The following is an 11,373-nucleotide window of genomic DNA, read 5'->3' as shown; positions in this document are numbered from 1 at the left end:
CGGTCGCTTGTCGATGGTGCTGGTGCTGGTCATGCAGACCGATGCACCGTTCTGGGACTCGCTGGGGTTCGAGGGGATCGACGATGTGGATGCCGAGGCGGTTACGGCCGCGTTCGGCACGGTCGAGGTGGTGGCGAGAGGCTGGGTGGCCGAGGCGGAGTGTCCGGACTGCGGCCGCATCTCGGACAGGGTCCATGACCGTTACCAGCGCAGGCTGAAGGACCTTCCGCTCGCTGAGCAGGGCTTCGTGATCCGGCTGACGGTCCGGCGCTTCATCTGCGGGTCGGCGGGCTGCCCGCGCCGGACGTTCGCCGAGCCGTTCTCCCGGCTGGCCGCCCCGCACGCACGGTTCACCACGCGGCTCAACCACGCCTTGGAGCGAGTGCGGCTCGCGCTGGCCGGGCAGGCCGCGCCCGGCTGGCCGCCCAGATGGGCTCCGGCGCGGGAAGAATGAGCTTGTTACGCAGGGTCATGGCACTGCCCGATCCGCGGTTCAGCACGCCGCGGGTGCTGGGTGTGGACGACTTCGCGATCCGTCGTGGCCAGACCTACCCCACCGTCTTGACCAGCATCGAAGACCATCGCCATGCAGGTGCCCGGCCGTGGCAGGATGGCCTCATGTTGATCCGAAAGGGCGATGCCGCGTAGGCATCCCAAGGCCGTCCGCGCAGAGCGGTGGCGGCCACGATTGCAGTATCCGGTCCTGAGGGTCCACGGTGTCTCCGCGCGGACTCGTGCAGCGATCCGCCGGGTCGAGGACCAGGAGATGGGGCCCAACGCGGTCGCTATTGCACTCTCTCGTTTCGAGTGGGCTTTTAAGCAGCGTGGACGCCACCTGAACGCCTCCGAGGCCTATTCGCCCGGGATCGAGGTGGAAGATGCCCGTGACGACCTGGAGCGGGCGATGCTGCACCTTCCTCACGGAGCCAAACGGGACTTGGGCCGACTGGTCACGCGCATCGACGAGGAATTCGAGCGCCGTACCTTGCCGGAGCCCAACTACATCGAGTTGGCGATGTTCGGCTGGTGGTGGACCAGAATGCGGGAACGCTGACGGGCCCCGGGCTCGTGACCTTCCCTGCCATCGAACGACACCGTCGGCGTGATCATCGCCGAACTGCAGAAACAGGACGCCGGCCCCGCGTCACCCGAAGCCGCCGCCGCACGTACCTCCTTCACCGGCACACCGGACGTGGCAGAAACGGTGGCCGACTGCTCCTCGGGGCGGGAACTCATCCAGCAAGGATTCGCCGACGACGTCGCGATCGCGATCGAGTTGGACGCCACCTCCGTTGTGCCTGTCCTGACCGACGGTGCCTGCACGGCCGTACCCGGAGGAGTCCCATCGGATGCTTGAAACGGTGCCTGCGACGTCGACGACGACCGAAGCCTGGTTCTCATTCGGTCTTCTGGGCTCCGGCACAGAAGAGACCTCCAGGCCGGGAACCGCAGCGAGTAGGCCGGTGGCCCCGGTAAGCCGACGAAACTTACGGCGAGACGCACCGGAATCGTTGTTGATCACAGGTCTCCCCTGTGCGATGAGTTTGGACGACCATCAAGGATCAACACCTACAGAGACATCTGCAACGTCACCGATTGGGGCGCGAATCCGTTGCGCTCATAGAACCGGATGGCGTCAGCGTTGCCTGAGTACGCTGTCGCCTCCGCGGCTTCGGCCTCTGCCTCCTTCGCCCAGGCGATGAACTCAGCGACTCGGGGCCCTCCGATCTGGTACCGGCGGACAGCGGGTTGAACGTACATGCTCACCAGGTTGCGACCTTCACCGGCTTCATCGCAGACGCATTCCCGAGGGCACCCACGAGATGCCCCACATCCTCGCCGCCGCGGTCGGCGACGAGCAACAGCCTGTTGGGGGCCTCGTCGGTCCTGGTCTGGGACATGCGCAGGTGGGCGGTCAGGTTCGAGGCCTCGTTGATGACGGGCGGTGGTGCCGATCGGCGCCCAGCGGATCACGGCCGTCGTGGGATCCTTGTGGGTGACGACACGGCGGCCGTGATGCTGCGGACGTACCGTCAGTTCGCGTTCACCAGGTCGTGCGCCGGGACGGTCACCGTCCGCTGGCCGGGCGTGCCACCGAGTATGACCTTCCGCAGGGCGCTGTTGTTGGCGGTGTCGGTCTCCTTCAGGCGGTTCTCCGGGTTCGCCAGTACTTGGATGTAGTACGTGCCGTTGGGCAGTCCGGTGATGTCGAAGGACTGGCCGGGCAGGTCCTGGGTGTAGGTGTCACCGGAGCCGACGTCCAGGACCTCGCGGACGGAGATCGAGTTCTCCTGGCCGCAGGCGGTGGCCAGATCGGTGTTGTTCGGGTGCCAGTTGGCGTTCTTCACCGTGTAGTCGACCGCGTCGGTGTTGGCCAGGCAGAAGGCTTCCTTGCCGCTGCGCACGGTCTCCTTCTTGTCCGCCTTCAGCAACCGGTAGCTGGCGAAGTCGGTGAAGTGCCAGTGCACGTGGCCCGGCCGCGGGTCCCATTCCATGGTGCCGGTCGGGGTGTAGCCGACCTGCTTGCCCTTGGCGTCGTAGAAGTACTGGTACGCGTCCATTTTGGCCTTGCCGGGCGAGCGGAATCCGTCCACCACGAGCTGCGCCGGGCCGGCGTTCCACACATTGGCGCTGAAGGCGAGGTAGTCCTTGCCGGGGATGTCCTCTCCACCGTCGCTGATGGTGATGCCGTAGGCCGGCAGCGACCTCAGGTCGGGCTTGGGCACGTCCGGAACGGAGGGCTTGCCGGTAGGCCGCTTGGGCAGCGGCCTAAGGGCGGGCGCCTTGCGCGAGCCGTCGGTCCGGCCCGCGGTGTCGCCGGCCTCCATCGAACGTGCCGCCTGCTGCTTCTTCAGTGCCCACGGCAGAGCCGGGGGAGCGGCCTTCAGCGGCCCGTGACCGACGTTGTACGAGGGACCCGCGCCGCTCGTCACCGGCGCGGCGGCCTGGGCGGGCGTCGGGGCGTGCCCAGGCCCGTGGCCGGCGTGTGCGGTGCCGGCTGCCGACGGTGCCTGGTGGGCGGCGCCGTGCCCCGCGTGCTGACCGGGCTTGGCCGTCCGAGCCGCGGCGCCCCGGCCGTCCTCGAAGCTGCGCTCCTCCACGGTCACCTTCACCGTGGCGGGCTTGTTGGCTATGCCGAACAGGTCGCGGTACTTCTTGGCGATCGAGACCTTGGCGGTGTAGGTACCGGCGGCCAGCTTGACCGGCTCGGTGTAGGAACCCCCGTACGTGTTGGCGGCCCAGCCCTTCTCCACGCCCCACACGGAACCGAGGGTGAAGGGGTTGGTCGGGCAGCTCTCCGGATACTTCGAGGTGGCGGGTGCGTCGGGCCGTACGCGGCCACTGGCGTTGTTCGGGCAGAAGCTCTCTGCACGGCTGAGGACCTGCTTGCCCGCCTTGTCGGTGACGGTGATCTCCGCGAACCTCGGCAACCCGGAGAAGTCCTTCACGGTCCCGTTCGGCAGGGCTTTGGCCCTCGCCTTACCGCCCTCGTACACGGTCTGGGTGATGGCGACCGGGTCCTTGTAGGACTTCCGGGTCACCTTCAACTCCAGCGGCGTTCCCTCCGCGGTGAGGTAAGTTCCGAGATCGAGATAGACGCCCGGCTCCTCCTTCCAGGAGGTGAGCGTGATCGAGGTGCTCGCTGCGATGAGGCTCAGCTTGGGCCCCGTCGCGGCCTTCGTCGAATCCGATGTGGTGGCCACGAATCCGGCCGTCACGGCCATGACGGCGATGGCCGTGGTGCCCGCGAGCAGCGGACGCCGCAGCCGGGCGGTACGCGTTCTGGTCATCGTTCCCTCGTCCTCCGGGATGCTGTGTGGGAAGGAAGCAGACAGCGGGCGACGCGACTCGGCGACATACGACAACCGCCTGCCCGGGTGCTGAGAGGAACGGACCCGAGGCTCGGTTGTCCGCAAGGTCGAAGACACCGCGAGGTTGGCCGGATAGAACCGGTGCCGAGGAGAACAGGCCTTTGTTGCGGGTATGCCTCGAGTCGAGGGCAGACCTTCTGATAAAGGGTGCGGCGGAACTCGTGCACCCCTTCACACCAGAGGTCGACGACCCTGCTTGAACCGTTCCGGGCGGATTGGACCACGCTGGTCGGGAGCGGCCGGCCAGCGGGCCCACGTCCCGCTCGTGGCGCGGGTGTCGTGTCGCCGGCAGGTGGGTGGGTTCGCAGTGTCCCGGACTTGCTGCGGGCCCGTGTTCGGGGGAGTGGCTGTGAGGGGGCGCTGCCGCCATGGCCATAGCTATGGCGGCAGAGACCAGGGCTGCCGGAGCGGCATGTCGATGGCGCTGGCCGGGCTCGGCCTGAGAGGGTGTCCGGTGGGTTTTGGCACGCGCTGGAGGACGACTGGGGAGGCGTTTTCTCCTTCCACCACGCCACGGCCGGCAAGGGCTACTGGTTCACCTGCCCTCTTCTCACGAACATCTCCGATCTGCCGGTCGATGTGCTCGGGGTGGAGCTCGTGGGTGCTCCGGCGCACTGGAGGACGGGCGAGGCCAGGGCGGCCAGACGTCCCGACGACGCGGGATTCTGGCTCGGGGCCAGCGACGAGTCCTTCGTCAAGGAGCCCGACCTGACCCGGGACTATTCGAAGGAGCCGGTGCGCATCGCTCCCGGCGCGGAGAGCCCGATCTACTACTTCGTGCGGGCCGAAGCGGTCACCTCCCCGGTTGCCGGCAGTGCTGAGGGCTGCCGGTTCACCTACCGCACCGGGCACCGTATCCACACACAGGTCCTGCGTGCCCCGATCGAGCTCAGGGACGGTGACTGAACTTCGTCGGCGTCACACCTCCGGTGCCAGGATCTTCCGGTGGATACTCGCGAGGCCGCGTAGTCAGGTCGGGTCGGCCGCGGGCGAGCCTGAGGGTCGCGGACGGGCTGGCCTCGCGTCAGGCGGCGACCTGGCGTTCATCGACGCGACGGTCGCGCGACACGAGGTATCCGCCGTCGATGCGGGAGATCGGCCAGGCGGTGAAGCTGCGAAGCACCTCGTCGGTGCCGCATCAGCTGCTGTCGCTGGTGCGTAGTGCGTGCTGTAGGCCTCCTCGGAGGCGGAAGCAGTCAGGCGCTTGCAGCCGCAGCGAGCTTCGAACCGGCCGCCGTCGCAGGGCAGGAGCGCTATACCGCTGCGGTGCGCGACTGCTTCGCCGCGCGCCGGCGTCCTCAAGGGCACCTACACCACCAGCGAGGAGGCCGTCGCGAGCAGCCCGCACGGCGCCATGTTCCGGGAACTGCTCGCACAGCAGCTGCCCGAGCTCAACGATCGCCGCGAGGCGTACGCCCGCCACGGGCGCAGCTTCACCGAGATCACCACTTCGTTCGGCGACGTGCTGACCGGGCCCGGACCGGACGGCACCGTGGTGGTGCGCGCTACCGTTGCCGAACGAAGCGTGCTGACCAACACGGACGGTTCACAGGAACCGGACGAGGGTGGGCTGCCGGGCCGCTTCCTCTTCGCGAACGGCGCACTGCGCGTGGAGGCCGACGACGCCGCCGTGGAGGCCACTCTTCCCACGACGGACGATGCCGCGCGGGACGCCAGTGTGGCCCCGCCCGCGGAAGCGAGTGTCGAGGACGTCGCCGGTGGCGTAGATGTCCTGCCGATCGAGCTGGACGCCGACGGCATGCTCGTCGACGAGCCGGCAGCCGTCGCACCGCAGGGGGCTGCGCTGCGCGCCGCGCCCAGCGCGAGCGGCACGGCGACCTGGGCCAAACGCAACGCAGGCATCAAGTGGGACTACGACACCGACTGCGCCAACTTCGTCTCCAAGGCTCTGCACTGGGGTGGCAAGATGCAGCAGCGCAAGGGCGGCCGCAAGAACCCCTCGCGCTGGTTCCGCAACAACATCGGATGGATCCGCCTGGACAGCTACACCTGGGCCGCGGCGGCGAATCTGCGCCAGCACCTGAAGAGCTACCGGGGCGGTCGCGAGATCTCACGCTATGATGCCCGGCCGGGCGACGTGATCTTCGGCTACTACAGGTCCTCCAAGAAGTGGAATCACACCGGTGTCGTCACCGCTGCCAAGGGAGGAAACATCAGCATCACGCAGCACGGCCGCACGTCCCACACCACTCTCAACCAGTGGTTCAAGGGCAACAAACACCTCAGTGCCATCAGCATCATCCGTCCGGGGAAGCGCAGTTGAGGCGCGCACGCACGTCGGTCTGGCTCGCCGGAGCACTCGTGCTGCTGCTCGGCGGCTGCGATGTCACCGCCACCGACAAGACGCCCGGGCGCATCAAGGACGGCACAGCCGAGCTCGAACTGACCGTCACCGGCCGTCCCACCCCCGGCAGCCTCGCCACCGCTGAGCACGTCCTCGCCCGCCTCAAGGCCCGCGACGCCGACGGCCTGGCCGAGCTTGCCAGGGACGACGGTGGCACGAAGGTCGACGCCGAGCGTTGGATCGCCCGTTGGGGTGATGCTGCCCAGCGACCGGCCGCGGCGGACTTCCACCTGGGCGAGCGCGAGGCTTCCGTCGACGTTCGCTTCACCGGCGAGCGCACCATGCTGTCGCTGCAGCTGACACCGAAGCACGAGGACACTCCCTACGACGACACGTTCACGCTCCTTCTGCGCAAGGACAGGTGAAGCAGCGGTCGACGGCTCCCGTGGCCACCGCTGATCGCGGGAGCCGAGCACCGCCGTCTGCTGCCGTTGCAGCAGATACGTCCTCAGCGCACACGCCCGGCCGGGCCATCCCCGGCCGGGCGTTCTGCATCCGGCACCTCTCCCCGTCCTCCGTTGCCGAACCGGTCTGTCGCCGGGGCGTCGTACGAGCCGCGGGTCGTACGACTCCGCCGCTGGTGGCGGATGCCCTGTGTGATGCCGTTGCGATGGGTGAACGTCACCAAAGCCGGTTGTGACGCTGCGTTGTGCGGGGGAGGCCTCTCGTCGAAGGTGAACGCGCTGCCGACGGCGCTTACGAGTTGGTGCGTGATAGCGGGGGAGACTTCGCGCCGGGCCGGTGGCGTGATCCGACTGTGGCGATCATGGCAATCGAAGGATGTTGGCGCACCGGCTGTTTCCAGGGATCTCGCGGCGCCATCTCGCCTGTCTGGTCGAGGAGTTGGCGGTGCCATGGCAGGCTGGCCTCGAGGGCCGACGGCATGCTGCGCGGGGCGGGGTGAGGAAGCGAGCCGCTGGTGCGGGCGCCCGCCACCAACTGGTGTTCGTCGACCGGCTGGTGGCCACGCTGATCCATCTGCGGCACGATCTGCCGCACGCGGTCGGCGTCGACCTCCACCGTCACCCGCGCGATCGGAGAGGTGCGCGCGCTTCTGGCGGAGCGGGGGTGCGCGGTCCCCGACGGCCCTGGCCTGCGGCTTCGGACGCTGCCAGATGTGTTCGCCTATGGCCAGGCCGAAGGCGTCGAGCTGCGCTTGGACGCCACCGAGATCCAGGTTCGCCGGCCACCGGCCAGCCGCGGCGGCCGGCGTGCGTTCGTCGCCGGCAAGAAGAAGCAGAACACCATGAAGGCCACCGTCATCGCCGACTGGCAGGGCCGCACGTTATGGACCGATGCCCTGCGACCTGGACGTATGCACGACGCCACGGCCGTCCGCAACGAAGGCATCGCCATGTGCTTCCAGCACTTCCCCGACGTCGAAGTCCTCCTCGACGACGGCTACCTCGGCCTGAGCCGCGACCATCCCGGGCAAGCGATCACACCACCCAGAAAACCACGGCCTGGAGCACTCCCCGGCAGAGTCCAGCAGTGGGGACGCGACCGACACGTCACTCGTCCGACCGCATCACCGTCGAACACGCCCTCGCTGATCACAAACGCTGGAAGCAACTGACTCGCTGGACACACGCCCCCAGCGAGTGGGCTGATCTCACCGGCCCCATGCCAGAGCGGCTGCGTGCGCAGATTGAAGAAGTCCGGCAGGCCGCCCGTCGGCCCTGGCCGCTGCCGCACCCCCCTGAGGACCTCCTTGCCATGGGCGTCACCGGCAACGGCGACTACCTGTTCTGGGCAACCCAGCCTTCCGGCGTCCCGGACGAATGGACCATCGCCGTCAACGAGGCGCTGCGTGCGCCCTGGTTCACCTACAACGGAACCGTGACCGAGTTCCTCGTCGACGTGCTGAGCGCAAACGTGCGTGTCCCGATGTTCCCCTCAGACCTTCTCGACGGCGGCGTCACTTTCACGCCGTCGCAACTCCGCAGCACCGCAACGGCCACTGCCTCGCGGACATCCGTCAGCACCCACGTGATCCGAGAATGGGCCAGGGCTAACGGCTACGACCTTCCTGAGCGTGGACGTATCCCAATCGAGATCATTCAAGCCTGGGAACAGGCGAACCCTCGCTGAGCTCGTTCTTAGAAGCTGTTGTCTTTCCGAGCTTGAGGGCTGCGTTTTCGCTGGTCAGGAGTAGTGGTGGGGGCAGCGTGGGAGTGGTGGCTTGTTGCGTCATCGCTCCCGTGGAGGACCCGGATGCCGTCGGTGGTCGGACTGTTGGAACAGCACGAGCTCGCCGCTCGTCGTCGGGTGGAGACGTTGCGCGGGGAAGCGGACCGTATCGAGGCCGAACTCGTCGTGGCGGAGCAGGAATGGCAGGAGTGGACGATCGCCCGTCAGCGGGTCGGTGTGCTGCTGTCCGCGCTGGGTGACGGCTCGGCCGACGCGGTGGCCGCCAGGGAGCCGGGCGACGCCGGGACCAGAGCCGAGGCGCCGCCGACGGCCGCGGCCAAGCCGAAATCGCAGGTGCCGGTATGGCGCCAGGGGCTGGCCGGGGTGGCGCTGTCGGTCGACTATCAGCGCATCGTGCAGGCCCTCGCCGATCGGGTCCGGCTCGGTCAAGGGCCCTTGATGACCTGCCAGGAGTTGGCCACCACGTTCGGCATGGAGGTGGTGTCGGCGCGGGTGGAGGCGCTGAGGTCGAAGGCGAAACGCCTGGTCGCGCGCGGCTGGCTGGCCGAGCCTGCGCCGGGCCGGTTCACGCTGGCTGCGGGCGTGAGCGGGCCAGGCGGCGGGTCATGAGCAGGATCATCGACCAGTAGATCATCGCCTCGGCGCTGGTGGTGCGGCGTTCGTAGTCGCGTGCCAGGCGGCGGGTGCGCATGAGGTGGGCGAAGAGGCGCTCGACGATCCACCGTTTGGGTAGGACCATGAAGCCGCGCATGTCGTCGCTGCGTTTGACGATCGCCAGGACCAGGGCGAACGTGGTGAGACAGTACTCGACGAGGGGGCCGGTGTAGCCGCCGTCGGCCCAGACCAGTTCCAGCCGGTGGTGTGCGTCGGCGACCTGCCCGAGCAGGACCTGGGCGGCGGCGCGGTCGCCGGTGTCCGCGGCGGTGACCATCACGCCCAGCAGCAGGCCGAGCGTGTCGACCACGACGTGCCGCTTACGCCCGTTGACCAGCTTGCCGCCGTCGAAGCCACGGCTGTCGGAGCCGACGACGGCATCCGCTTTGACGGACTGCGAGTCGATCACGCCGGCCGTCGGCTCCGCACGCCCCTCCCTCTCGCGGATCCTCGATCGCAGCCGGTCGTGGAACTCCTTGCCCAGGGCGTGGTCGCGCCAGCGGCGGAAGAACGCATAGACCCGGTCCCACGGCGGGAAGTCGGCCGGCATCGCCCGCCACTTGATGCCGTTGTCCCAATGCCGTTGCTTGAGCTACTGAAGTATCGCGGGCGCCAGGGTGATGACCTTCTCGGGAACCCGGCGCGTGCCTCGCCTGACCTGGTCTTTCTTGCGCACGATGTACTGCGAGACCGGATGGCGGGTGTAGCGGTCCGCTTCGCGTAGCCGCCGGAGACCGTTGTGTCGAGCTTGCGTATGACTTTCGTGGCCATCCGCTTCACGAACTGCCGCAGCAGGCGGGCGGACCGGCCTGCCTGGAGGACGACGCTGCGTCGTGTGTGCTTGAGGACCTTGACGAACGAGATTCGGTCGGGGTCCAGTCCCTCGCCGTCAGCCAGCCGCAGGATGATCCGGTTCAAACAGTGATGGAGGGTCAGGTGGGCCCAGATCTCCTGCCGCACCAGTTCCGGCGACACCGACCGCAGCACCTCGGCCTTTCCTCGCTGAAAGGTCTTCAGCTGCCGGTATGCGGATTCCACCTCCCAACGCTCGTGATACAAGGCTGCCAGCTCCGCGGCGGGCCAGTCGCCGGGATCGAGCAGGTCAGTCAGCAGCCTGACCGTCTCGCCGCCGTCCACCTGGTAGTCGATCACCCTCACTGTCACCCCGCCCGGATGGGAGCGACGCTGCCCGGCGAGATTCATCCGCGTCAGATACGTCCCGTCAGACAAGACCTCCAGAGGTTTCGCGGCGACGAAGGTGCGGGCCCTGATCAGCAGGTGTGCCCCGGCCTGCGTGTATGCCTTCCACAGCGCGACGCCGGGAAAGGCCCGGTTCATGATCACCAGCATGCCGGCGGCGCTGCCGGCCATCTCCGCCGCCAGCGCGGGCTCGCCACCGCCACTCCTGAAGCTGCCTATCCGTGCGTCGATCGTCGCGTGCGTACTGGTCTCGGTCAGCGTCACCACCCTGGCCTGCGGGACCCCGACGGGCCGACCGGCACTGTCCACCTGCCCACCAAAAGCGGCACGTGTCGCATCGTTCTCCGGAACGTCCAGCAAGAACCCGTCGACCGCGGCAACTCTCATCCCGCGCCAGAACGCCGCCTCGAGCGTGGGCGGAGCGATCGCCCCCGCCACACGGCGGAACACTCCTTCCAATGGCGCGGCCCCGAGCTGCTGGCGGGCCCTTGTGAACGACGACTTGTTCGGGACCGATTGGCCCATCTCGCCCAGGGCCCCGACCAGGTTCTCCGCCACATCGTCGTAGGAGTCCTGCTGGAACAGCGCCAGAGCGAGCACGAAGTAGACCATGAACCGGCTCGACAGGGGACGGGGCTTGGTATCCCGCCGACCACACGCGGCCAGCACCTCGTCCACCAGCTCAGGAACGACCCACTCGGTGAGCAACCCGAGTCGGACTTCATCGGATAACCCGATCCATGGATGCATGTCCGGTCAACGAACCAGCACCCCGGCGGTCACCGAGCCGGGAGAGCAACTACTTGCACCTCTCAAGCAACGGCATTGGCCGTTGTCCACGAGATGGCCGATCGCGTCCGGCATCGCCCGGTGGCGGTACGCTTCCGGCTGCCCACCCCGGCCACGCAACCAGCCGGGCACCGGCAGCAGCGGCCGGACCACGGCCCACTCCGCGTCCGTCATGTCCGAGGGATACCGCCGAACACGTTCCGGGTGATCGGCCGCGTTTCCGAACCGGTGAGCGACACAATCACACCTCGGTGCAGCCGAGTTGAACTCCACCGGCGCGAGCACGTACAACTGCGGCAACAGGGTCTCCTGGATCTCGGTTGGCTTCGCAACCCCGAGCTA

At 68.0% G+C, this 11,373-nt stretch carries 13 protein-coding genes and 3 pseudogenes; 11 read left to right on the top strand and 5 right to left on the bottom strand.

Going from position 1 to position 11,373, the window contains the following annotated elements:
- Nucleotides 1–13 precede the first annotated feature (13 nt).
- The 4 genes from OG766_RS00450 to OG766_RS00435 all read left to right on the top strand — a co-directional run bounded on the left by OG766_RS00450 (nucleotide 14) and on the right by OG766_RS00435 (nucleotide 1,357).
- Nucleotides 14–454 (top strand): transposase family protein, encoded by a 441-nt coding sequence (locus tag OG766_RS00450; protein ID WP_266389799.1) that lies wholly within the window; start codon nucleotides 14–16, stop codon nucleotides 452–454.
- 17 nt (nucleotides 455–471) lie between these two features.
- Complete coding sequence (locus tag OG766_RS00445; protein WP_266389802.1) at nucleotides 472–648, top strand: hypothetical protein; 177 nt, start codon at nucleotides 472–474, stop codon at nucleotides 646–648.
- Between the two features lie 118 nt (nucleotides 649–766).
- The gene (locus OG766_RS00440) at nucleotides 767–1,054 is read left to right on the top strand and encodes a hypothetical protein (RefSeq protein ID WP_266389805.1); all 288 of its coding nucleotides are present in this window, start codon (nucleotides 767–769) and stop codon (nucleotides 1,052–1,054) included.
- Between the two features lie 48 nt (nucleotides 1,055–1,102).
- A complete protein-coding gene (locus OG766_RS00435; RefSeq protein ID WP_328724230.1) occupies nucleotides 1,103–1,357 on the top strand; it encodes a 2-phosphosulfolactate phosphatase in 255 nt (84 codons plus the stop codon).
- A gap of 212 nt (nucleotides 1,358–1,569) precedes the next feature.
- Here OG766_RS00435 and OG766_RS00430 read toward each other — a convergent pair whose 3' ends face one another.
- From OG766_RS00430 to OG766_RS00420, 3 genes are all read right to left on the bottom strand, one after another.
- Entirely contained in the window at nucleotides 1,570–1,761 is a 192-nt protein-coding gene (locus OG766_RS00430; RefSeq protein ID WP_266389936.1) for a GNAT family N-acetyltransferase, read from the bottom strand.
- 2 nt (nucleotides 1,762–1,763) lie between these two features.
- On the bottom strand, nucleotides 1,764–1,901 hold the full coding sequence (locus OG766_RS00425; protein WP_266389810.1) for a hypothetical protein: 138 nt from the start codon (nucleotides 1,899–1,901) through the stop codon (nucleotides 1,764–1,766).
- 132 nt (nucleotides 1,902–2,033) lie between these two features.
- The gene (locus tag OG766_RS00420; protein WP_328724229.1) at nucleotides 2,034–3,791 is read right to left on the bottom strand and encodes a lysyl oxidase family protein; all 1,758 of its coding nucleotides are present in this window, start codon (nucleotides 3,789–3,791) and stop codon (nucleotides 2,034–2,036) included.
- Between the two features lie 528 nt (nucleotides 3,792–4,319).
- Between OG766_RS00420 and OG766_RS00415 the strand changes: the two genes are divergently transcribed.
- From OG766_RS00415 to OG766_RS00385, 7 genes and pseudogenes are all read left to right on the top strand, one after another.
- Nucleotides 4,320–4,778 (top strand): hypothetical protein, encoded by a 459-nt coding sequence (locus OG766_RS00415; protein ID WP_328724228.1) that lies wholly within the window; start codon nucleotides 4,320–4,322, stop codon nucleotides 4,776–4,778.
- A 23-nt stretch (nucleotides 4,779–4,801) separates the two neighbouring features.
- Nucleotides 4,802–4,972 (top strand): annotated as a pseudogene (locus tag OG766_RS36655) (transcriptional repressor LexA); the annotation flags it as partial.
- Nucleotides 4,973–5,076: 104 nt separating this feature from the next.
- Nucleotides 5,077–6,156, top strand: coding sequence for an amidase domain-containing protein (locus tag OG766_RS00405; RefSeq protein ID WP_328724227.1), 1,080 nt, complete (start codon nucleotides 5,077–5,079; stop codon nucleotides 6,154–6,156).
- On the top strand, nucleotides 6,153–6,602 hold the full coding sequence (locus tag OG766_RS00400) for a hypothetical protein (protein ID WP_328724226.1): 450 nt from the start codon (nucleotides 6,153–6,155) through the stop codon (nucleotides 6,600–6,602). Before OG766_RS00405 ends, OG766_RS00400 begins: the two co-directional genes overlap by 4 nt.
- 415 nt (nucleotides 6,603–7,017) lie before the next feature.
- Nucleotides 7,018–7,872: pseudogene (locus OG766_RS00395) on the top strand (transposase family protein); the annotation flags it as partial.
- Nucleotides 7,861–8,328, top strand: coding sequence for an Lsr2 family DNA-binding protein (locus tag OG766_RS00390; RefSeq protein ID WP_328727407.1), 468 nt, complete (start codon nucleotides 7,861–7,863; stop codon nucleotides 8,326–8,328). The pseudogene OG766_RS00395 and the gene OG766_RS00390, both read left to right, overlap by 12 nt.
- A 123-nt stretch (nucleotides 8,329–8,451) precedes the next feature.
- Nucleotides 8,452–8,997, top strand: a complete 546-nt coding sequence (locus OG766_RS00385) for a hypothetical protein (RefSeq protein WP_328724225.1) — start codon at nucleotides 8,452–8,454, stop codon at nucleotides 8,995–8,997.
- Here OG766_RS00385 and OG766_RS00380 read toward each other — a convergent pair.
- Both OG766_RS00380 and OG766_RS00375 read right to left on the bottom strand, forming a co-directional pair.
- Nucleotides 8,954–9,592, bottom strand: coding sequence for an IS5 family transposase (locus tag OG766_RS00380; RefSeq protein ID WP_266389823.1), 639 nt, complete (start codon nucleotides 9,590–9,592; stop codon nucleotides 8,954–8,956). The two genes, OG766_RS00385 and OG766_RS00380, sit on opposite strands and share 44 nt — an antisense overlap.
- A 371-nt stretch (nucleotides 9,593–9,963) precedes the next feature.
- Nucleotides 9,964–10,992 (bottom strand): annotated as a pseudogene (locus tag OG766_RS00375) (IS4 family transposase); the annotation flags it as partial.
- Nucleotides 10,993–11,373: the final 381 nt, after the last annotated feature.

Origin of the sequence: Streptomyces sp. NBC_00259, from assembly GCF_036181745.1 — a bacterium.
GTDB classification, from domain to species: Bacteria; Actinomycetota; Actinomycetes; order Streptomycetales; family Streptomycetaceae; genus Streptomyces; species Streptomyces pratisoli.
This window is presented reverse-complemented; position numbering and strand designations above follow the sequence as displayed.